Source organism: Kitasatospora sp. NPDC091335, assembly GCF_044757205.1.
GTDB lineage: Bacteria > Actinomycetota > Actinomycetes > Streptomycetales > Streptomycetaceae > Kitasatospora.
On the sequence record NZ_JBIVUM010000011.1, the window covers coordinates 14,728 to 35,637 of the forward strand.

Here is a 20,910-nt window from a genome sequence, read left to right on the forward strand (position 1 = left end):
AATGTCCGGATTGTAGGCAAAGCGTCAGGACCGGCGCCGGAGACTCACCGGCTCCGCACCGCGGCCGCGCGAAACCCGTACGGCAGCCGACTGCAAGCCGGACGGGCCGATGTCCTACGATCTCCGGCATGAGCACCGCAGCCATCCCGGGCGCGCCACTGCCCGTCCGTACTCCAGGCTCCCGTGCGCGGGGGCGCCATCGTCGTCCTGAGCGCCCCGAGATTCCGGCCGGCGCCCCGGCCCTGGTGCTCGCCGTACCCGCGACCGCCGGGCCCGAGTCCCGCTCGGTCGTCGAGGAGCTCCTCTCGATCGTCCGCACCGAGCAGAACGGCGTCCGGACCGCGGTCGGCTACCTGCCCGGCAACGGCAATGGCACCGAGGGCGTGGGCGGCGAGGACCGCACCGTGGCGGAGCTGCTGAGCCTGGCCGCCGAGGCCGGACAGCCGATGCCCGTCCTGGTGCCGCTGGTACCCGGCCCGCACACCTTCCTGACCGGGCTTCACGCGCTCGCCGCCGAGTACGGCGCACCCGTCACCGACCCGCTGGGCCCGCACCCGCTGCTGGCCGAGGGTGTGCACGTCCGGCTGTCCGAGGCCGGACTGGCCCGGGCCGACCGCGCCCGGCTGTTCGCCATCGCGACCGCCGCGGACGGCGTGGTCCTGACCACCGTCGGCGGCGAGGACGCGGCCGCCGCGGCCGGCATCACCGGTGTGCTGCTGGCCGCCCGACTGGCCGTTCCGGTCGTCGCCGCCGCGCTCGACGTTCCCGGTTCGGTGGCCGCGGCCGTCAACCACCTCCGTGACACCGGCTCACAGCGCCCCGCGCTGGCCCCGCTGGTGATCGGCCCCGAGGCGGACTCCGAGCTGCTCGCCACGGCCGCCGAGGAGTCCGGCTGCCCGTCGGCCGCGCCGCTGGGCGCGTACCCGTCGGTGGGCCAGCTGATCGCCTCCACCTACCTGGCCGCGCTGCCCACGCCGTCCCCGGAGGACCTGGCGCGGGCCGAGGCGGAGGCGGCGGCCGCCGCCGAGGCCGAGGGGGTCGTGGAGGGCGCTCGTGGCGCCCACGCGGCCGTCGAGGGACGCGCCGGACGGTAGTCGACGCCGCGCGCCGCTCCGCGCGCACCGAGGGGCCCAGAACGCTCGTGCGTTCCGGGCCCCTCGTGCTGTTTCCCCATCCTGTTCGGGAGGCGGTCGGGAGGAAGTCGGCAACGGGGTGTCAATGAAGTGGAATGTCCGATCTGGCGCTATTTGAAAGGAAATAGGCAGCGCGCGCGGGGGCGCTCGAATTCGCGGCCGCTCCGCCGCTTCCCAGGGGGCGCGATTCCTCGCCTCGACGCCCCGTCACACCCCTTCTGAAGCGGAGCCAGTTGTCGCCTTCCGCAACAGCATTGCCCGAAAACGATCATTTACGATCATGGCGGACGGCAATTTTGGCGGTTTCCACTAAACCGTGATGCGCGTCACAGGAGTTTGCGGTTTGAACTTCAGTCTGATTAACGTGCTCCCGTTCGTGACCACACGAACCCGGTTCATCCGCGACGCCGAGTCCTGCCGTCGGATGTCCTGGCAGCGCGAAAACGCACCACGGCAGGAGCGGGGGACCCACAGGTAAGTCGCCCCGGACCGATCCCAGGAACGGTCCAGGGCTAGGGGTGAAGCCGCGCCCATGGCGCGGCCGGGCAACTCCAGCCCGAATCCGACAGCTCACCTCGCAGGCGTGGGAGAGGAACGCGTCTTCATGCTGCCCACCAACGGCAACCGTCTGTCCAGCCGCACCCGTCGCGTGATCGCCGCCCTCGGCGTCGCGGGTGTCGGCCTCACCGTTCCCTGCCTCACCACCGGCACCGCCTCCGCCGCGTCCGTCTCCACCTGGGACGCCGTCGCCCAGTGCGAGAGCGGCGGCAACTGGGCCATCAACACCGGCAACGGTTTCTACGGCGGTCTCCAGTTCACCTCCAGCACCTGGGCCGCCTTCGGTGGCACCGCCTACGCCCAGCAGGCCAACCAGGCCACCAAGGCGCAACAGATCGCCGTCGCCGAGAAGGTCCTCGCCTCGCAGGGCCCGGGCGCCTGGCCCGTCTGCTCCGTCAAGGCCGGCCTGACCAAGGGCGGCACCCCGGCCGCCGTCGACACCTCGGCGGGCTCCACCACCGGTGCCGGCACCGGTTCGACCGCCGCCAAGCCCGCGCAGACCCCGAAGCCCGCCGCCCCGGCCGCGAAGCCGGCCGCCAAGCCCGTGCAGCCCCAGGCCCCCGCCGCGAAGCCCGCCGCACCCGCCCAGGACGGCGCGCAGGCCGCCACCGGCTCCGCCGACTCCGACAACCGGAGCGCGTGGGCCCAGAAGCGCCAGCAGCAGGCCCAGAGCGGCGACTACACCGTGGTCGAGGGCGACTGGCTGTCCTCGATCGCCGACGAGCACAGCGTGCAGGGCGGCTGGCAGCGGCTGTACGAGCTCAACCGCGGCACCCTGACCGAGGGTCCGGACGCCATCTACCCGGGCCAGCAGCTGTCCTTCGGCGGCAACGGGCGGGCCCAGGCCGGCCAGTCCTCCGCCACCAAGTCCGGCTCGGACTCCACCTGGTTCGACCGCTCGCAGAAGTCCGGCCAGTCCGCGAACGGCGGTGCCGTGAACGCCCAGCCGACCGCGCAGCCCCAGGCCCCGGCCGCCAAGCCGGCCGCCAAGCCCGCCCCGCAGACCCAGACCCAGACCCAGACCCAGGCTCCGGCCGCCACCGGCAGCATGGCCGCCGCGGTCTCCTTCGCCGAGTCGAAGGTCGGTCAGGCGTACGTCTACGGCGGCACCGGCAACGGCGGCTGGGACTGCTCCGGCCTGACCCAGGCCGCGCTGCGGGCCGCGGGCGTCTCCGTCCCGCGCGTCGCCGCCGACCAGGCCGCCGCCAGCACCCACGTCTCGCTGGACAGCCTCCAGCCGGGCGACCTGCTGTTCTGGTCCAACAACGGCAAGGACTCCGGCGTCTACCACGTCGCGATCTACGTCGGCAACGGCAAGTACGTCGAGGCCGCCAACCCGAGCTCGGGCGTCCGCGAGCAGAACATCGCCAACTGGGCCCCGGACTTCGCCGGCCGGGTCTGAGGACGGCACACGGCCGACGGACGACGGTGACAGCCGGCAGGGAACCTCTGACGGATGACAGATAACAGGTAACAGATGTCAGATGACAGATTTCAACATCTGTCATCTGACATCTGTCCTCCGTCAGCCGTCAGCCGTCGTCCGAACGCTGACCACCCGCCGCCCCCGGGGAGAGTCTGGTCGCTCCTCCCCGGGGGCTCCGGCGTCCCCTCCCCCGGTTCCGCCGATTCCCGTGGTGGATCGCCGCCCCAACGGGCATGCTGCTGCTCTGCACCCGAGGAGGAGTCACATGGCCCAGGTCACCGTCACCCTCGACGCGAACCTCGCGATCGACGCGATGATGCTCTCCGGCACCAAGAACCCGCAGGACGCCGTCGAACTGGTCCTGCGCGACTACCTGGCCCGCGGCCGCCGCACCGAGACCCGCACCGGCGAAGCGGCCGACGGAAACCGCCTCACCGTCGGCCGCCAGGACGCCCAGGAGGGCTGACCGCCGGCGGCCCGCACGGGCCGGTCCCGCGCACACCGAAGGGGTCCCGGAGAGCAACCCGCCCTCCGGGACCCCTTCGTCGGCCGTGACGGCCGGAGCTCAGCGCGCGCAGGCCCCGGTGGACCCGCGCATCACCAGCTCCGGCTGGAACATGAACTCGCCGCGCTGGGCCGCGTTCCCGCCGACCTCCTCCAGCAATGCGTCCACCGCCGCCGTGGCCATCGCCTCGACCGGCTGCCGGATCGTGGTCAACGGCGGCTCGGTGAAGGCGATCAGCGGCGAGTCGTCGAAGCCGACCACCGACACGTCCTGCGGCACCGACAGTCCCCGCTGCCGCACCGCCCGGATCGCCCCGAGCGCCATCATGTCGCTCCCGCAGACGATCGCCGTGCAGCCCTTGTCGAGCAGCGCGCCGGCCGCCGCGTGCCCGCCCTCCACGCTGAACAGCGTGTGGTGGACGAGGTCCTCCGCCTCCGCCTGGCTGCGCCCGAGCACCTCGCGCATCGCCGCCGTGAAGCCCTCGATCTTGCGCAGCACCGGCACGTACCGGCGCTGCCCGACGGCCAACCCGATCCGCTCGTGCCCGAGTTCGGCCAGGTACTGGACGGCCATCCACATAGCCGCCCGGTCGTCCGGCGAGATGAACGGCGCGTCGATCTTCTCGCTGAAGCCGTTGATCAGCACGAACGGCACCCCGCGCCCGGCCAGCCTGGAGTAGCGGTCGTGGGCGGCGGTGGTGTCGGCGTGCAGCCCGGAGACGAAGACGATGCCCGCCACTCCCCGGTCCACCAGCATCTCCACCAGTTCGTCCTCGGTGGAGCCGCCCGGAGTCTGGGTGCAGAGAACCGGGGTGAAGCCGTGCCGGCTGAGCACCTGCTCGATCACCTGGGCCAGCGCGGGGAAGATCGGGTTGCTCAGCTCCGGGGTGATCAGACCGATCAGTCCGGCGCTGCGCTGCCGCAGCCTGGTCGGCCGCTCGTACCCGAGCACGTCGAGTGCGGCCAGCACGTTCTGCCTGGTGGTGGCGGAAACGTTCGCCTTGCCGTTGAGCACGCGGGAGACGGTGGCTTCGCTGACCCCCGCCTGTGCCGCGATGTCTGAGAGTCGCGCCGTAGTCACGGTCCCGAAGCCTATTCCAACCACGTCAGACCGCCCACCAGCCGGTGCTGTCCGGAGCGAGCACGGTCTCGCCGCCGTCCACCACGAGGTCGGCCGAGGCCAGCAGCAGGGCGCCCGGAGCCGCGATCCGTACCGGTCGGCCGGTGGTGTTCGTGGTGCAGACGAAGGAGCCGCGGCGGAACATCAGGGTGCCCTCGGGGCTCTCCAGCCACTCGACACCGGTGCCGGCGCCGAGGTCCGGCTGCGCCCGGCGGACGGCCAGCGCACTGCGGTAGAGCTCCAGGGTGGAGGTCGGGTCGCCGGTCTGCGCCTCGACGCTCAGAGCGGCCCACTCGGCCGGCTGCGGCAGCCAGGACGGCCCGCCGGCCACCGGTCCGAAGCCGTACGGGGCCTCGGTGCCGGACCACGGGATCGGGACGCGGCAGCCGTCGCGGTAGCCGTCCTGGCCCGCCTGACGGAAGAAGGACGGGTCCTGGCGGACCTCGTCGGGCAGGTCGGTGACGTCCGGCAGGCCGAGCTCCTCGCCCTGGTAGACATACGCCGAACCGGGCAGCGCGAGCATCAGCAGGGTGGCGGCGCGGGCGCGGCGCAGGCCGAGTTCGCGGTCACCGGGGGTGCGGATCTGGGTGCCGAGGCCGGACTCGTTGGCGAACCGGGTGGCGTGCCGGGTGACGTCGTGGTTGGACAGCACCCAGGTGGTGGGGGCGTCGACCGGGCGCATCGAGTCGAGCGAGAGGTCGATCACCTCACGCAGCGCGTCGGCCTCCCAACCTGTGCCCAGGTACTGGAAGTTGAAGGCCTGGTGCAGCTCGTCGGGGCGGACGTAGTTGGCGGTGCGCTGGACGGTCGGGGTCCAGGCCTCGGCCACGCCGATCCGCCGGCCCGGGTACTCGTCGAGGATCTTCCGCCAGCTGCGGTAGATCTCGTGCACGCCGTCCTGGTCGAAGAACGGCATGACCTCGTTGCCGAGCAGCCTCAGCTGGTCGGCGCCGCCGAGGTCGGGCAGGCCGGGGGCCTTGACCAGGCCGTGGGCGACGTCGATGCGGAAGCCGTCCACGCCCATGTCGAGCCAGAACCGCAGGATCGAGCGGAACTCGTCGGCGACGGCCGCGTTCTCCCAGTTGAAGTCGGGCTGCTCCGGGGCGAACAGGTGCAGGTACCAGTCACCGGGGGTGCCGTCCGGGTTCGCGGTGCGCGTCCAGGCCGGGCCGCCGAAGATGGACTCCCAGTCGTTGGGCGGCAGTTCGCCCTGCTCGCCCTTGCCGGGGCGGAAGTGGTAGCGGTCGCGCAGCGCCGAGCCGGGGCCCTCGCGCAGGGCGCGCTGGAACCACTCGTGCTGGTCCGAGGAGTGGTTGGGGACGAGGTCGACGATGATCCGCAGGCCCAGTTCGTGGGCGTCCCTGATGAGGGCGTCGGCGTCCAGCAGGGTGCCGAACATCGGGTCCACCGCGCGGTAGTCGGCGACGTCGTAGCCGGCGTCCGCCTGCGGCGAGGCGTAGAACGGCGAGAGCCAGACCGCGTCCACGCCGAGGTCGCGCAGGTAGGGCAGACGGCTGCGGATGCCGGGCAGGTCCCCCATGCCGTCGCCGTTGGAGTCGGCGAAGCTGCGCGGGTACACCTGGTAGATGACCGCGTCCCGCCACCAGCCTCTGGACGCACTGACGTTCGCCTCGTGAGCGGTGTCGGCGGCAGGCCGGGAGGTGTCGGCCAGGTTCTGGGTCATGGACGGTATCCCTCGGGGATCGGAGGAGCGGGGGGCCGTGGGCGCCGGGTGTGCGGCGCCGGGCGTCACGACTTGGAGGCACCGGCGGTCAGGCCGGTGACCAGGTTGCGCTGCACCAGGTAGAAGAAGCCCGCGGACGGGATCGCGATCAGCACGGCGGTCGCGGCCATCAGGTTCCACTGGGCGTCGTGCTCGCTGACGAAGGTCTGGAGGCCGACGGCCAGCGTGTACTTGTCGGAGCTGAGCATGAAGGTGGAGGCGAACGGCACCTCGGCCCAGTAGGTGAGGAAGGAGTAGAAGGCCGCCACCGCCAGGCCCGGGCGGGCGAGCGGCAGCACCAGCCGCCAGAAGGTGCCGAACGGGGAGAGCCCGTCGACCCGGCCGGCCTCGTCGATCTCCACCGGGATGGTGTCGAAGTAGCCCTTCAGCAGCCAGGCGCAGTACGGCACGGTGGTGGTCGAGTAGACCAGGATCAGGCCGAGGTAGCTGTCCAGCAGGTCGAGTTCGGAGAGCATCGTGTACATCGGCACGATCAGCACCGCGATCGGGAACATCTGGGTCACCAGCAGCGACCACATCAGCGGCCTGTGACCGGGGAACTTCATCCGGGAGACGGCGTACCCCGTGGTGGCGGCCACCAGCACGCCGAACACGGTGGTGATGCCGGAGACCAGCACGGCGTTGCCGAACCAGGTGAAGAAGTCGGTGTCGGACAGCACGTGCCGGTAGTTCGCGAACGTGAGCTTGCCGAGGATCTCACCGGGGTGGAGGTAGTCGGTCTTGTCCGGGCCGAGCGAGACGAACAGGATCCAGGCGACCGGGAACAGCGCGATCAGTCCGGCCACGGCCAGGGTGCCGTGGGACAGCGCCCGGGCCAGCGGGCTCCGCTCGCCGCGGAGACGGACCTTGGCGGGCCGGGCGGCCGGGGCCGCGGTCGCCGGGCCGGCCGGGAGTTCGGTGGTGGTGCTCATCGGGGTTACCTGCCTTCGTGGGTCAACTGGGTCCGGGGCCTCAGCCGTTGGCCTGCTCGTTGCGGGCGAGCCAGCGCCGGTAGAAGGCGGTGAAGACGATCAGGATGGACAGCAGGATCACGCCGTAGGCGGCGGACTGCGCGTAGTCCCGGGGGATCTGGCCGAAACCGAGCCGGTACGCCCAGGTGACCAGCAGCTGGGCGTCGGGGGCGCCGCTGCCGAACAGCAGGAAGATCACGTTGAACTGGTTGAACGTCCAGATCACGCCGAGCAGCACGACCGTGGAGGAGACGGCGCGCAGCCCGGGCAGGGTGACGTACCGGAAGCGCTGCCAGGCGGTGGCGCCGTCCATCTCGGCGGCCTCGTACAGCTCGGCCGGGATCGCCTGGAGGCCACCGAGCAGCGAGATCATCATGAACGGCACGCCGGCCCAGGTGTTCACCATGATCGCGGCCGCCTTCTGCGCCCACGGGTCGGTGAGCCAGCCGGGCTCGGGCAGGTGCAGGAGGGCCAGGGCACTGTTGACGACGCCGCCGTCGGCGAGCATCAGGCGCCAGGAGAAGACGGTGACGAAGGCCGGCACGGCCCACGGCAGGATGAGCAGCATCCGGTAGGCGGCGCGGCCGCGCAGCTTCTGGTTGAGCAGCAGGGCGAGGCCGAGGCCGAGGGTGTAGTGCAGGGAAACGCAGATGGCCGTCCAGGCGATGGTCCAGACGAAGTGCGACCAGAAGCGGTCGTACGAGCCGGGGCCCCACAGGATGTCGGCGTAGTTGTCGAAGCCGACGAACCGGTAGCTCGCCGGGATCTCGTTGACGCCGATCTTGCGGGCGGCGTTGAGGCTGTTGGCATCGGTGAGGGTGAGCCAGACGCCCTCGACGAGCGGGTAGAGCACCAGCACGCCGAGCACCAGCACGACCGGGGCGATCATCGCGTAGGCGTACCAGTGCTTGGCGTAGGAGCGCTTGACGCGTTCCAGCAGGCCCGGACGCTGCTCGCGCTCCCGGCTGCCCTTGCCGGTGGCGCCCTGCACGGCGACTGACATCGTTTGCACCTTCTCGGGGGGAATTCTCGGAGGGAGCCGACGGCCGCGGCCCGCCGGGAGGCGGCGGGTGGCAGATGGCGGGTGACAGGCCGACGGCGGACAACTGACAGATGATGAAATCTGTCACCTGTCATCTGTTATCCGTCTGCTGTCATTCATTCGCTGTCACCCGCCGGTCGGCGGGCCTGGCACGGGGACTACTTGGCGAAGCCCGGGAGGAGCTTGGCGTAGTCGGTGGCGATGGTGTTCAGCGCGTCCTGGGTGCTCGTGCCCTGGACGGCCTTGCCCAGGTTGGTGTTCAGCGAGGCGAGCAGCGAGCTGTACTCGGGCAGCTCGGGGCGCGGCTTGGCGCTGCTCAGCACGGCCTGGAAGCCGGCGATGCCCGGGTCGGCCTTGACGTCGGCGGTGAAGGCGTCGGAGCGGGTCGGCAGGGTGGCGTTCTTCTGCGCGATGAACGCCTGGCTCTCGGCCGAGGTCATGAAGGCGGCGAACTTCTCGGCCGCGGCCTTGTGGCCCTTGTCGGCACCGGCGTAGACGGAGATGTTGTGGCCGCCGGTGGGGGCGCCTGCCCTGCCCGCGGAGCCACCGGGGACGGCCGCGATGCCGAGGTTCGTCTTGTCGGCGAAGGCGGAGCCCTTGTAGATGTTGGTGATCTCCCAGGGACCCTGGATGATCGCCGCGACCTTGCCACTGGTGAAGGCGTCCATCATGTGCGCGTAGGCGTCGGTGGTGACGTCGGCCTTGGCGGTGCCGGGCGAGGTGAACATCGTCTTGTAGGTCTCGACGGCCTTGACGGCCTCCGGCGAGGTGATGGTGATCTTCTTGCCGGCGGCGTCGACGGTGTCGGTGCCCTCACCGAACAGGAACGGCAGCGCGTAGTAGCCGTCCGCGGCCTTCAGCCAGAAGCCGTCCACGCCGGCCTTCTCCTTGACGGCGGCGGCGTCGGCCTTCAGCTCGTCCCAGGTCTTCGGCGCCTCGGTGATGCCGGCCTTGGTGAAGAGCTCCTTGTTGTAGAGCAGGCCGAGCGTGTCGGTCACCAGCGGCACGCCGTACAGCTTGCCCTGGTACGTGGCCTGCTGGATCAGACTCGGCTGGAAGGCGGAGGTGTCGGCGGCGGCCGGGGTGCCGTCCAGCGGCTCCAGGTAGCCGGCCTTGGCGAAGGCGGCGGTCCACCCGACCTCGGAGCGGAAGACATCCGGAGCGCCCTTGGCCCCCATCGCGGTCTGGAGCTTGTTCTGCGCCTGGTCGAACGGCACGTTGACGAAGTCGACCTTGACGTTCGGGTTGGCGGCCTCGAACTTCTTGACGAGCTCCTGGTAGCCCGGCGCCTCGTTGGTGGCGTTCGACGTGTCCCAGTACGTGAGGGTGACCGGCCCGTCGGCCTTGCCGTCGGAGCTGGAGCCGCTGCTGCCACAGGCAGCCATCGAGACCGCGAGGGCCACAACGAGGGCAGAGGCCGCGATGCCACGCCGCATGAGAACTCCTTGGGAGGGTGGGGGTGCCCGAGATGTTCGGAGGCAGGCGCATAATGGCTGCCTCCTGCCGACCGCACCGTTGCTGCCGTCGGGCTCGGAAGGAAGTTAACAGCGGCGCAAGAGTGACGGAAAGTTCTTGCAGCAAATTTCTGCAAGAAAAGCCGATCGTTACACCCACGTGTCCTGGGCGTTGCCGCACGGTAGTTGACAGTGGACCGATTTGATCAGCTTCGCCCGATTCACCCTCGCCGGATTGGCCGACGAGACCACCGTGCGTGGCCGAAAGCGCTCTCCAGCAGACTGGACGCATGCGCATCAGAACCGTCACCAGGGACGAACTTCCGCTGCTCGCCGAGCTGGAGCGGGCCGCCGGAGCCCCCTTCGCCGCGATCGGCATGCCCGAGATCGCCGAGGACGAACCCCCCGCGCCGGAGGAGCTGGCCCACTACCTGGAGCAGGGCGTCGCCCTGGTCGCCGAGGCCCCCGACGGAAGCGTCGCCGCCTACCTGCTGGCCGAGCCGGTGGACGGCGCGCTGCACATCGAACAGGTCTCCGTGCACCCCGACCACGCCCGCCGCGGCATCGGCCGGGCGCTGATCGAACACCTCGCAGCGACCGCCGGCGCCCCCGCGCTCACCCTCACCACCTTCGCGGACGTCCCCTGGAACGCCCCCTACTACGCCCGCTGCGGCTTCCGCCCGCTGGCCGCGGAGGAACTCACCCCGGGCCTGCGCGAGATCCGGCGCAAGGAGGCCGAGCACGGCCTCGACCGCTGGCCCCGGCTCTGCATGCGCCGCGACCTGGCGCAGGCACGGCCGGCGAAGCCCTGACCGGAGAAGCCCTAGTTGGTCCCCAGCCGGAGCACCGTCGTCGAACGGAACTCCTCCCCCGGCCGCAGCTCCGTGCTGGGGAACGCCGGGTGGTGCGGGGAGTCGGGGAAGTGCTGGGTCTCCAGCGCGATCCCGGCGAACGGCCCGTACGGGACGCCGCTCGCGCCGGTGACCGCGCCCCCGAACTTGTTCGCCGTGTAGACCTGGATGCCCGGTTCGGTGGTCAGCACCTCCAGGGTGCGGCCGCTGACCGGGTCCTCCAGCAGCGCCGCCCGCGCCGGGCCGCCGTCCGCCGGGCGGGCCCGCAGCGCCCAGTTGTGGTCGTAGCCGCCGGGCCCGGTCAGCTGCGGGTGCTCGTCGTGCACCGACTTGCCGATCGGCGTGGCCACCGTGAAGTCGAACGGCGTGCCGGCCACCGGCTCGGTCCTGCCGTACGGGATCTGCCGCTCGTCGGTCGGGGTGTACGCGTCGGCGTCCAGGGTGAGCAGGTGCCCCAGGATGTCGCCGGCGCCTTCACCCGCGAGGTTGAAGTACGCGTGGTTGGTCAGGTTGACGACGGTCGGTTTGCCGGTGACGGCGCGGTAGTCGATCACCAGCTCGCCGGACGCGTCCAGGGTGTACGCGACGGTGACGTCCAGCGCGCCGGGGAAGCCCTGGTCCCCGTCCGGGCTGTGCAGCGTCAGCCGGACCCCGCCTTCGACCGGCTCGGCCGCCCACATCCGGTGCGCGAAGCCGTCCGGGCCGCCGTGAAGGGTCATCCCACCGCCGGTCGGGGCGAGCCGGTGCTCCTCGCCGTCGATGGTGACCGACGAGCGGTCGATCCGGTTGGCGTACCGGCCCACCACTGTGCCGTAGTGCCTGGCCGGGCCGAGGATCTCGGACAGCCGGTCGGTGGACAGCAGCAGTTGGGCGGAGCGGCCGGAGCGGTCCGGCGCGCTCAGGGTGTGCAGGGTGGCGCCGAGGGTGAGCACGCTCGCCTCGTACGGGCCGGCCGTGAGCGTCCAGCGCTCGATCGCGGCGCCCGCGCCCGAGGGGTCGAGGGGTTCGTGCCGCACGCTGGTGGCCTCGCTCGCCATGGCCTGCTCCTCACTGGCGGCCACGTCGCACCGCGGCCGCCCCGGTTCCGGGTCCGTCGAGGGGTCGCCGCGGCAGCCCCGTGCCCGTCAGCCTAGCGACGGCGGCGGCAGCGGGGGCGCTTCCACGCGCCCACACGCCGCCTGTCGCGCCGGGCGCGCGCCACCACCATCGGGCGCCCGTACGACCACCCGGCGCCGTACCGGAACCCCGCCGGGGGCAGTACCCGCGCCCCGGACGCGGGCCGTGTCCAGGCCCCGCTAGTCGTCCAGGTTCTCCAGCCGCCCCGCGTCCCGCTGCTGCTGCGGCAGCCCGAGCGCCGAGGCCAGACCGTCCGGCCCGCTGCCCGCCTTGCGGTAGACCGCCGCCAGCCGTCGGTTGACCAGGCCGATCGGCACCCCCAGCTCGTCGGCGATCCGCTGCGGCGGCACGCCCTGCACGGCCCGCTTGGCGACCTCCCACTCCGCGTTGCTGAGCGTCTCGATGGTTTCCCTGAAGTCGCGCAGCCCCAGCCGGTTGGGCCGCAGGCCGTAGTTGGCGAGCTCCCGCCTGGCCCGGTCGACCAGCCCCTCCGCGGAGCAGTGCTGGGCCAGCTCGATGCCCTGGTACAGGTACTCCTGGGCGTCGTCCAGCCGTCCGACCCGGCGCAGCGCGGCGCCGAGGTCGACCAGCGCGACGGCGTGCTCGTAACCGGCCGGCGACTGCCCGAGGTACGCCACCGCGTCCTCCAGCAGCTCGACCGCCGCCTGGCCGTCCTCGATCCTGGCGTGGAGGCGCAGCGCGGTGCCGATCGCCGAGGCGGTGCCGAAGGCGCGCGCGTCCCTGACCGCCTTCTGGGCGTAGTCGCGGGCGCGCTCGGGTTCGTCGTCCGCGATCGCGATGGCGAGGTGGCCGGCCCAGGGCGCCCAGACGGTGTTGTGCCAGCCGCGGACCTCCAGCTGGGCGCCGGCCTCGGTGAGCGCGGCGGCCGCGCCCGCGTACCGGTCCTTGGCGACCAGCAGCTTGCCGTACAGCGAGGCGGCGTCCGGCAGCACCATGGCCGTCGGGTGGTACGGCGGGTGGAAGCCGAAGTCGTTGGCCGTGGTCCAGGCCTCGTCGACCCGGCCGCGGGCGATCAGGGTGTCGACCAGCACGCCGATCGCGTCCCAGGCCAGCGGCAGCCTCTCCCCGATCCGCTCGGAGATCCGGTACGCCCGGCGAAGGAAGTCCTCGGCCTCGGCGAGCAGGCCGCGGCGGAACCGGGCCAGGCCCATCAGGAAGTACGCGAAGCCCCGGTGGGCGCCGCTCCAACCGGCGATCTCGAACTGGATGATGGCGTCCGCGGCCAGCCGTTCGGCCTGGGCGATGCGGTCGTTGTAGATGTACGTCAGGCCGAGCATCGAGGGCAGTTCGAAGCCCCAGGTGGTGTCGGTCCAGCCGAGGCCCTTGGGCAGCCGACCGCCCTCGAGGACCTCGTCGGCGAGCGCGAGAGCGTCCGCGGACGGGGCGCCGCGCAGGGTGAGGTCCCAGGCGCGCATGGCGAGCACGGCCCGGTCGGCCGCCTCCCGGCCGCTCAGGCTCAGGCACATCTCTTCGAGGCGGGCGGAGCGGCCCGGGCCGTCCTCCTCCGACCTGCGGAAGGCGTGCCACATGAACGAGGCTGCCTGGAGCCGCTGGCGCCCGGCCGGATCGATGGTCAGCCGGGCCGCGTCCTGGCAGACCAGGGCCGCCTGGCCCAGCTCGCCGCTGTGGGCGAGCACTTCGGACAGCCGGAAGTTGGCGTCCACGCGCAGTTCGGGGCGCAGCGGCACCTCGTCGGGGTCGAGGGCCAGCTTGAGCTGGTTGACGGTGGCGACGGGGTCGGTGAGCAGTGCGGAGCAGCCGAGTTCGTACAGCACCTCGGCCTTGATCTCGTCGGCGGGCGGCTCGTTGAGCGCGCGGTTCAGACAGCGCTGGGCGGCCTCCGGGGCACCGATCAGCTGGTGCTCGACGGCGGCGCGGCGCAGCTTCCTGACGATCCGGTCGTCGCCCTCGCCGGAGTGGGTCTCGACGAGGTGACGGGAGGCGGCGAGCAGGCCGAGTCCGGCGTTCTCGATCTCGGCGGCGGCGATGCCGTGCATGCCGAGGCGGGTGGCGTCCGGCATGGTGTTGTAGATGGAGCTGGCGATCAGCGGGTGGACGAACTCCAGGTTCCCGTTGGGGGTCTGGGTCAGCACGCGTTGCTTGCGCAGCTGCTTGATGGACTCGCGGGCGCCCTCGGTGCTCTGGGTGGAGATCCGGGTGGCGAGGTCGACCCGGATGTCGGTGCCGAGCATCGCGCAGGCCCAGGCGAAGCGTAGGGTGCTGGCGCCGAGCCGGTCCAGCCAGCTCTTGAGGGTCATCCCGGTGACGTCGACGGCGAGTTCGCGCAGCTGCCGGGAGTTCTCCTCGACCGGTTCGAGCTCCTGGTCGCGGACCTGGTCGAGCAGGGCGTTGGCCTCGAACGGGTTGCCGTTGACGACGTTCCAGAACTCGTAGCAGAAGGCGTCCTCGGCCCTGTCGCCGAGTTCGGCCCGGATCATGTCGGTGACGGAGCTGAGGGTGAGCCGGTTGAGTTCGTGCTTGCGGCCCTTGAGCAGGAGGACGTCCCGGCGGAATTCCTGGGTCTCGGCGGGCCAGTCGTTGTCGTCCTCCCGGAAGGCGAAGACCAGCAGGACGGGAAGTTCACTCGATCGGATGGCGAACTTGGTCAGCCAGGAGAGCGACTCCCCGTCCGCCCAGTGCAGGTCGTCGACGATCATCACCATCGGCGCGCGGCGCGGCGCGAGTTGGGTGAGGACGTAGTCGAGACCGTCGCGCACGCCCTGCGGGTCGAGGCGGCGGGCGCCGGCCTTGGGCTGCTTGAGGCCCATGGCCGGTCCGACGACCTCCTCCCAGGTGCCCATGACCTGGCGGAACACGTCGGGCTTCAGGTCCGAGAGCACGGGCTGGAGCAGCTGGCGCAGCACGTGGTACGGCTCCTTGAACTGCCGTTCGCCGCCCCGGGCGAACAGCACGGTGGCGCCGTCGCGGAGCTTGGCGAGGCGCCGGACCTCGTGCAGCAGGCTGGTCTTCCCGATGCCGGGGCGGCCGGAGAAGGTGAGCAGGTCACCGATCTCGGTGCCGCCGGCGGCGAAATCGCGGCAGAGCCGGTCGACGGCGGCCTCCACCGAACGCAGTTCGGCGTCGCGGTCGCGCAGCCGGACCCGGGGCGCGGCGCCTTCACCGTCGTGGGCGGAACCAGCACCCGCCCGAATTGCGTTCTCCTGCTCGGTCACCGTCGTGCCTCCGCCTCGCCCGCTTGCGTCACAGCTCCATCACTGCGTGGAGCCGAGGTTAGCGCCGTACGGGCCGCCTCGTGGGGCGTTCGTGCAGGCTGGGGCTGACGGTGAGGGTTCGGACGGCTTACCAAGGGCAATTGCCCTATATCCCTAACGTCCGATCATTACATCAGATACCCTACGGCCTTCGAGGCGCAGATGATCTTGCCCGACCCGCCCCCGCCATCCGCTCCCCGCCGCGTCAACTCCCCCCACGCTCAGTGCTCGAACAAAAAGCGCCCCCACCCTCCGCTGCACCGGGAGTCCGATGTCTGACGACACATCACTTCAGATCCCGTTCCCGCACCGCCGCAGTCCGCACGGCCTGCGCGCCACCGCGCTGCACAGGGACTGGCTGACCCGCCACCCGCTGCTGCCCGACGCCGACCATCCCGGCTACGCGCACTGGGAGGTGGTGGACCTCGCCGCGCTCGGCTATCCGGACGCGGGACCGGACGAACTCGCCCTGGCCGCCGACCTGATGGGGTTCTACTTCCTCTTCGACGACCAGTTCGACGGCCCGCTCGGCCGCCGCCCGGCCGAGGTGGCCCCGATCTGCGAACGGCTGATCGCCGTCCTGCACGGCGCCCGCCCCGACCAGGGCTCCGCGGTCGAGACGGCCTTCGCCGACCTGTGGAACCGCAGCGTGCAGGGCATGCCGGCCCGCTGGCAGGCCCGCGCGGCCTACAACTGGGAGTACTACCTGGCCAGTCACCCGGCCGAGGCGGCCGGCCGGATCTCCAGCCGGCCACCGGACCGGGACGGCTACCTGGAACTGCGACGGGGCACCGCGGCGATGGAGACCATCTTCGACATGGTCGAACGCCTCGGTCAGTTCGAGGTGCCCGCCGCCGTCCTGCACCACCCGGTGCTACGTCAACTCCGTCAGCTGGCAGCCGACATACCGTCACTCAGCAACGACGTGCGGTCCTACCCGCTGGAGGCGCCGCGCGGGGACGTGAACAACCTGGTCATGATCGTCCAGCGGGAGCGGCGCTGCTCGGCCGAGGAGGCCTGCGCGGCGGTCATCGCCGAGGCCCAGCTGATGGTCGACCGCTGCGCCGAGCTGAGCGACCGGCTGCCGGACGTCTACCGCGAGTTGGGCCTCTCCCGGATCGAACGCACGATCGCCCGACGGTACGCGGACGGGCTGCTCACCTGGCTGGCCGGCTACCTCAGCTGGGAGGCCCGCACCGGCCGGTACCACGCGGTCTGACCTGCGCGGGCCCGGAACCGCCCGACGGGCGTGCGGCGGCACGCCCCGGGATCGCCGGCCACTCCAGGCGGCGGCGCGCGGCGGCGCGCCCCGAGAGCGGCCCCACCGGCACAAGGCGGCGTGCGGCGGCACGGCGCGGGAACACGGCCGGAGCGCACGCCCCCCGGTGATCCGGTCCTGACAGCGTCAGCGATCCGGTCCGGGACACCCTCGGTGATCCGCGGCGATCCGCGCCGGGACACCTGGGCGCTCCACGACGGCGCACCCCGCGGCACACCCCCGAGAACGGCCCGCGGGCCCACCCTCCGTACGGGACCGCCGTACGGACCGTAGCCGCGCCGGGCACCCGGCGGCTATCGTGCTCGACGGCGGGCGCCCCTGCGGGACGCCGCTCCGATTGCGTGTCCACACCCTCCCGCCGGACCACCCCCCGACCGGGCGGTCCGGCGCGCCGCCCTTGGCCCGAGCCGTGCCCGGCGGCCCCGACGCAGCGAGGAGACACCGAGCATGACCGTCTACCAGCCCCCCGGCACCCCCGGCAGCATCGTCGCCTACCGCTCCCGGTACGAGCACTGGATCGGCGGCGGATGGACGCCCCCGGTGCGCGGCGAGTACTTCGGCAACCCGACCCCGGTCACCGGTGAGGTGTTCACCGAGGTCGCCCGCGGCTCCGCCGAGGACGTCGAGGCCGCCCTGGACGCGGCCCACGCCGCCGCCCCCGCCTGGGGCCGCACCCCGGCCGCCGAGCGGGCGCAGGTGCTGCTGCGGCTCGCCGACCGGATCGAGGCCAACCTGGAGCAGCTGGCCGTCGCGGAGAGCTGGGAGAACGGCAAGCCGGTGCGCGAGACGCTGGCCGCCGACCTCCCGCTCGCCGTCGACCACCTGCGCTACTTCGCCGGTGCGCTGCGCGCCCAGGAGGGCAGCCTCTCCCAGCTGGACGAGGACACCGTGGCGTACCACTTCCACGAGCCGCTGGGCGTGGTCGGCCAGATCATCCCGTGGAACTTCCCGATCCTGATGGCGATCTGGAAGCTCGCCCCGGCGCTCGCGGCCGGCAACGCGGTGGTACTCAAGCCCGCCGAGCAGACCCCGGCCTCGGTGCTGCTGCTCGCCGAGCTGACCGCCGACCTGCTGCCGCCCGGCCTGCTCAACATCGTCACCGGCTTCGGAGAGGAGGCCGGCGCCCCGCTGGCCGCCAGCCCCCGGATCCGCAAGCTCGCCTTCACCGGCGAGACCACCACCGGCCGACTGATCGCCCGCTCGGCGGCCGACAACCTGATCCCGGTCACGCTGGAACTCGGCGGCAAGAGCCCCAACCTGTTCTTCGCGGACGTCGCCGCCGACTCGGACGCCTTCTACGACAAGGCCGTCGAGGGCTTCGCGATGTTCGCGCTCAACCAGGGGGAGGTCTGCACCTGTCCCAGCCGCGCGCTGATCGAATCGTCGATCTACGAGCGGCTGCTGGCCGACGGCCTGGACCGGGTGCGGGCGATGCGCCAGGGCGACCCGCTGGACACCGAGACCCAGGTCGGCGCGCAGGCCAGCGTGGAGCAGCTGAAGAAGATCCTCTCGTACTTCGAGATCGGCCGGGACGAGGGCGCCAAGATCCTGGTGGGCGGCGAGCGGGCCGAGCTCGACGGCGCGCTGGCCGGCGGGTACTACGTGACACCGACGGTCTTCGAGGGCGACAACGCGATGCGGGTCTTCCAGGAGGAGATCTTCGGCCCGGTCGTCTCGGTCACCCGCTTCGACGGCTTCGACCAGGCCGTCACCCTCGCCAACGACACCCAGTACGGGCTCGGCGCGGGCGTCTGGACCCGCAGCCTCAACACCGCCCACCGGGCCGGACGCGCCATCCAGGCCGGACGGGTCTGGACGAACTGCTACCACGCCTACCCGGCCCACGCGGCCTTCGGCGGCTACAAGAACTCCGGCATCGGTCGGGAGAACCACAAGGCGCTGCTGGAGCACTACCAGCAGACCAAGAACCTGCTGGTCAGCTACTCCCCCGACGCGGTCGGCTTCTTCTAGGCCCGCCCCGCCCGGGCGGTCCCGCCGGGGGCTCCTGGTGCGAATGCGGAGCGGGAGGCCCGAGGACCTCCCGCTCCTTCGCCACTCCCCGTGGCGGGCTCCGGGGGCGAACCGCCTGTTCCGGGGATCAAAGCACATGAATGCGGCCGATTCGCCGACGCGCCGCCGACATGCCGCCGACATGCCCGGACGGCCCGCGCGAACGCCGTAGAACAGGACTCCCCCAACCCGTCGCCCTCTCCGGGAGTCCCCCGTGACCATCGCCGCCGCCAACCTCAGCGACCCCGTCGTCCGCGCCGTCGTCACCGCGATCAACGCGGGCGACCGAGCCGCCTTCGTCGGGCTGCTCACCGAGGACGCGACCATGTCCGACGACGGCTCCGACCGGAACCTGCCCGACTGGATCGACCGTGAGATCTTCACCGCCCACGGCCGGATGAACGTCCAGACCGAATCGGACGGCGGCCGCGCGCTGGTCGCCACCTTCACCAACGACACCTGGGGCGAGATGCGCACCGCCTGGCGCTTCACCGTCGACGCCGGGAAGGTCACCCGCTTCGAGACCGGCCAGGCCTGAGGCTACCGGTCGAGCCCCAGGCACCCCCGCACCGCGCGGATCAGGTTCCGCGAGCGGACGTCCCCGGTGACGCCCGGCTGCATGCCGTTGGTGACGTAGCCGAAGCCCAGCCCCAGCTCCGGGTCGGCGAAACCCAGCGAACCGCCCCGCCCCGGGTGGCCGAAGCTCGCCGGGGAGGCCATCGGCGCGGTCGGACCGTGCCGCCAGAAGCCGAGGCCGAAGGTCGAGTTGACGATCAGCACCCGGTCCGGGCCGCTCACCACGGGACCGACCGCGCGGGCCAGCACCTCGGGGCCGAGCAGCGGCGGCAGCAGCGCACCGGAGCCGTCCGTACGGTCGGCCGCGCCGATCAGCGCCGCGTAGAACCGGGCCAGCGACCGGGCGGTGCCGATGCCTCCGGCGCCGGGGATCTCGGCGGCCTGCACCGCCGGGTCGTTGAGGTCCACCCCGGGGCGCACCGAGGCGAAGGAGCGGGCGGTCAGCGAGGCCGGGTCCTGGTAGGCGTCCCGGACGGACTGCTTGGGCCGCAGCCGCAGCCCGCTCGGGCCGGTCCTGGCCGCCTCCGGAGCCGGCAGGTCGACCAGCCTGCCGACCCTGGGGGCCACGCCGGATGGCAGCCCGATCCACAGGTCCAGCCCGAGCGGCCCGGCGACCTCCTCCGCGAAGTACCGGCCTGCCGTCCGGCCGCTCACCCGCCGCACCACCTCGCCGACCAGCCAGCCGAAGGTGTAGGGGTGGTAGCCGTGCGCGGTGCCCGGCTCCCAGGCGGGCGCCTGCGCGGCGACGGCGGCAGCCGCGCGCTCCCAGGTGAGCACGTCCTCCAGCCGCAGCGGCACGTCCAGCGCGGGCACCCCGGCCTGGTGCGAGAGCAGCCAGCGCACCGGCACCGCGCCCTTGCCCGCCGCCGCGAACTCCGGCCAGTACGAGGCCGCGGGGGCGTCCAGGTCGAGCAGACCGCGCTCGGCGAGCAGCAGCGCGGTGGTCGCGGTCAGACCCTTGGTGACCGAGCGCAGCACCTGCGCGGTGTCCGCCGTCCACGGCACCGCGGGGGCCGGCCGGCCGCCTACCTCGGGACGGGCGTCGCCGCCCCACAGGTCGACCACCTTGCGACCGCGCACGTACAGCGCGAAGGCCGCGCCCAGTTCGCCGTAGTCGGCGAAGTTCCGTACGAAGGCCGCCCGTACGGACTCGAACCCTTCGGCCGTCTCGCCCCAGACCTCCACCACGCGCCCCGCCCTCGACCAGTTCCGCTGCTTCTCGTGCCATTCACGTTCGACCACGATTCCCTTCGACCGAAATCGGACCGGAATTCGATCGAACCGAGCGCCGAAACCCTAACCTGTCCACCATGACCAACCCTGCCGAAGAACTCCTGGACGTCGTCGACGAGCACGACCGCGTGATCGGGACCGCCCTGCGCGGCGAGGTGTACCGGCGCGGGCTCACCCACCGCTGCGTCTTCATCCTGGTCCGCGACCCGGCCGGGCGGATCTTCGTCCACCGCCGTACCGACACCAAGCTGTTCGCCCCCGGCGCGTACGACATGTTCGTCGGCGGAGTGGTCGGCTCCGGCGAGACCTACGTCGAAGCCGCCGTCCGCGAGGCCGAGGAGGAACTCGGCGTCCAGGGCATCGCCCCTCGCCCGCTCTTCAAGTTCCTCTTCGAGCAGGACCGGCTCTCCTGGTGGTGCGACATGTACGAGGCCGAGTGGGACGGCCCGGTCTCCCCCCAGCAGTCCGAGGTCGCCTGGCACGCCTGGCTCACCGCCGCCGAACTCGACGACCGCCTCGCCCGTGACGCCTTCGTCCCCGACGGTCTGGAGGCCTACCGCCGCTACCTGGACCTCCGGGCGGCATAGGCCCACCCCGACCTCGGCGTTCGAGCCGGGTCCTGCGGGCGGGGGCCTGCCGGGGAGCGGTGGCCCCCTGGCTCCACCGGAACGCCATCGACGA

At 72.1% G+C, this 20,910-nt stretch carries 16 protein-coding genes and 1 riboswitch; of the genes, 8 read left to right on the forward strand and 8 right to left on the reverse strand.

What is annotated here, in order from left to right:
* The first annotated feature begins 128 nt into the window (after positions 1-128).
* The 3 genes from ACIQOW_RS23060 (at position 129) to ACIQOW_RS23070 (ending at position 3,583) form a co-directional block, all read left to right on the forward strand.
* Positions 129-1,094, forward strand: coding sequence for a hypothetical protein (locus ACIQOW_RS23060; RefSeq protein ID WP_401087791.1), 966 nt, complete (start codon positions 129-131; stop codon positions 1,092-1,094).
* Between the two features lie 475 nt (positions 1,095-1,569).
* Positions 1,570-1,730, forward strand: a riboswitch (cyclic di-AMP (ydaO/yuaA leader).
* On the forward strand, positions 1,717-3,093 hold the full coding sequence (locus tag ACIQOW_RS23065) for a transglycosylase family protein (RefSeq protein ID WP_401087792.1): 1,377 nt from the start codon (positions 1,717-1,719) through the stop codon (positions 3,091-3,093). It overlaps the preceding riboswitch by 14 nt.
* A gap of 289 nt (positions 3,094-3,382) precedes the next feature.
* Positions 3,383-3,583, forward strand: a complete 201-nt coding sequence (locus tag ACIQOW_RS23070; protein ID WP_401087793.1) for a hypothetical protein — start codon at positions 3,383-3,385, stop codon at positions 3,581-3,583.
* Positions 3,584-3,682: 99 nt separating this feature from the next.
* On the opposite strand, the gene ACIQOW_RS23075 is transcribed toward ACIQOW_RS23070, so the two are convergent.
* The 5 genes from ACIQOW_RS23075 to ACIQOW_RS23095 form a co-directional block, all read right to left on the reverse strand.
* Positions 3,683-4,702 (reverse strand): LacI family DNA-binding transcriptional regulator, encoded by a 1,020-nt coding sequence (locus ACIQOW_RS23075; protein WP_188297252.1) that lies wholly within the window; start codon positions 4,700-4,702, stop codon positions 3,683-3,685.
* A 25-nt stretch (positions 4,703-4,727) separates the two neighbouring features.
* Entirely contained in the window at positions 4,728-6,425 is a 1,698-nt protein-coding gene (locus tag ACIQOW_RS23080) for a glycoside hydrolase family 13 protein (RefSeq protein ID WP_188297251.1), read from the reverse strand.
* Between the two features lie 65 nt (positions 6,426-6,490).
* Positions 6,491-7,396 carry a sugar ABC transporter permease gene (locus tag ACIQOW_RS23085; protein WP_401087796.1) on the reverse strand — a complete coding sequence of 302 codons (906 nt, stop codon included), beginning with the start codon at positions 7,394-7,396 and terminating at the stop codon, positions 6,491-6,493.
* A 40-nt stretch (positions 7,397-7,436) separates the two neighbouring features.
* Entirely contained in the window at positions 7,437-8,438 is a 1,002-nt protein-coding gene (locus ACIQOW_RS23090) for a carbohydrate ABC transporter permease (RefSeq protein ID WP_401087798.1), read from the reverse strand.
* A 197-nt stretch (positions 8,439-8,635) separates the two neighbouring features.
* Complete coding sequence (locus ACIQOW_RS23095; RefSeq protein WP_401087800.1) at positions 8,636-9,913, reverse strand: extracellular solute-binding protein; 1,278 nt, start codon at positions 9,911-9,913, stop codon at positions 8,636-8,638.
* A 308-nt stretch (positions 9,914-10,221) separates the two neighbouring features.
* On the opposite strand from ACIQOW_RS23095, the gene ACIQOW_RS23100 reads away from it, so the two are divergent.
* The gene (locus ACIQOW_RS23100; RefSeq protein ID WP_401087802.1) at positions 10,222-10,743 is read left to right on the forward strand and encodes a GNAT family N-acetyltransferase; all 522 of its coding nucleotides are present in this window, start codon (positions 10,222-10,224) and stop codon (positions 10,741-10,743) included.
* A gap of 11 nt (positions 10,744-10,754) precedes the next feature.
* Here the strand turns inward: ACIQOW_RS23100 and ACIQOW_RS23105 are convergent, their stop codons facing one another.
* Entirely contained in the window at positions 10,755-11,819 is a 1,065-nt protein-coding gene (locus tag ACIQOW_RS23105; protein WP_401087804.1) for an aldose epimerase family protein, read from the reverse strand.
* Between the two features lie 258 nt (positions 11,820-12,077).
* Positions 12,078-15,092, reverse strand: coding sequence for an ATP-binding protein (locus ACIQOW_RS23110; RefSeq protein WP_401087806.1), 3,015 nt, complete (start codon positions 15,090-15,092; stop codon positions 12,078-12,080).
* A 310-nt stretch (positions 15,093-15,402) separates the two neighbouring features.
* On the opposite strand from ACIQOW_RS23110, the gene ACIQOW_RS23115 reads away from it, so the two are divergent.
* The 3 genes from ACIQOW_RS23115 to ACIQOW_RS23125 all read left to right on the forward strand — a co-directional run bounded on the left by ACIQOW_RS23115 (position 15,403) and on the right by ACIQOW_RS23125 (position 18,958).
* Positions 15,403-16,350, forward strand: coding sequence for a terpene cyclase (locus ACIQOW_RS23115; protein ID WP_401087808.1), 948 nt, complete (start codon positions 15,403-15,405; stop codon positions 16,348-16,350).
* A gap of 507 nt (positions 16,351-16,857) precedes the next feature.
* Positions 16,858-18,381 carry an aldehyde dehydrogenase family protein gene (locus tag ACIQOW_RS23120; RefSeq protein WP_401087810.1) on the forward strand — a complete coding sequence of 508 codons (1,524 nt, stop codon included), beginning with the start codon at positions 16,858-16,860 and terminating at the stop codon, positions 18,379-18,381.
* Between the two features lie 253 nt (positions 18,382-18,634).
* Entirely contained in the window at positions 18,635-18,958 is a 324-nt protein-coding gene (locus ACIQOW_RS23125; protein ID WP_401087812.1) for a nuclear transport factor 2 family protein, read from the forward strand.
* A gap of 2 nt (positions 18,959-18,960) precedes the next feature.
* On the opposite strand, the gene ACIQOW_RS23130 is transcribed toward ACIQOW_RS23125, so the two are convergent.
* Complete coding sequence (locus ACIQOW_RS23130) at positions 18,961-20,184, reverse strand: serine hydrolase domain-containing protein (RefSeq protein WP_401088169.1); 1,224 nt, start codon at positions 20,182-20,184, stop codon at positions 18,961-18,963.
* A 122-nt stretch (positions 20,185-20,306) separates the two neighbouring features.
* Between ACIQOW_RS23130 and ACIQOW_RS23135 the strand changes: the two genes are divergently transcribed.
* Positions 20,307-20,816, forward strand: a complete 510-nt coding sequence (locus tag ACIQOW_RS23135) for an NUDIX hydrolase (RefSeq protein WP_401087814.1) — start codon at positions 20,307-20,309, stop codon at positions 20,814-20,816.
* The last annotated feature ends 94 nt before the right edge of the window (positions 20,817-20,910 follow it).

Bases quoted from the DNA above. Each gene is read 5' to 3' on its own strand.
- ACIQOW_RS23095 (WP_401087800.1), bottom strand. From the start codon at position 9,913: ATGCGGCGTGGCATCGCGGCCTCTGCCCTCGTTGTGGCCCTCGCGGTC.
- ACIQOW_RS23135 (WP_401087814.1), top strand. From the start codon at position 20,307: ATGACCAACCCTGCCGAAGAACTCCTGGACGTCGTCGACGAGCACGAC.
- ACIQOW_RS23085 (WP_401087796.1), bottom strand. From the start codon at position 7,396: ATGAGCACCACCACCGAACTCCCGGCCGGCCCGGCGACCGCGGCCCCG.
- ACIQOW_RS23090 (WP_401087798.1), bottom strand. From the start codon at position 8,438: ATGTCAGTCGCCGTGCAGGGCGCCACCGGCAAGGGCAGCCGGGAGCGC.
- ACIQOW_RS23120 (WP_401087810.1), top strand. From the start codon at position 16,858: ATGACCGTCTACCAGCCCCCCGGCACCCCCGGCAGCATCGTCGCCTAC.
- ACIQOW_RS23105 (WP_401087804.1), bottom strand. From the start codon at position 11,819: ATGGCGAGCGAGGCCACCAGCGTGCGGCACGAACCCCTCGACCCCTCG.
- ACIQOW_RS23100 (WP_401087802.1), top strand. From the start codon at position 10,222: ATGCGCATCAGAACCGTCACCAGGGACGAACTTCCGCTGCTCGCCGAG.
- ACIQOW_RS23080 (WP_188297251.1), bottom strand. From the start codon at position 6,425: ATGACCCAGAACCTGGCCGACACCTCCCGGCCTGCCGCCGACACCGCT.
- ACIQOW_RS23070 (WP_401087793.1), top strand. From the start codon at position 3,383: ATGGCCCAGGTCACCGTCACCCTCGACGCGAACCTCGCGATCGACGCG.
- ACIQOW_RS23060 (WP_401087791.1), top strand. From the start codon at position 129: ATGAGCACCGCAGCCATCCCGGGCGCGCCACTGCCCGTCCGTACTCCA.
- ACIQOW_RS23115 (WP_401087808.1), top strand. From the start codon at position 15,403: ATGTCTGACGACACATCACTTCAGATCCCGTTCCCGCACCGCCGCAGT.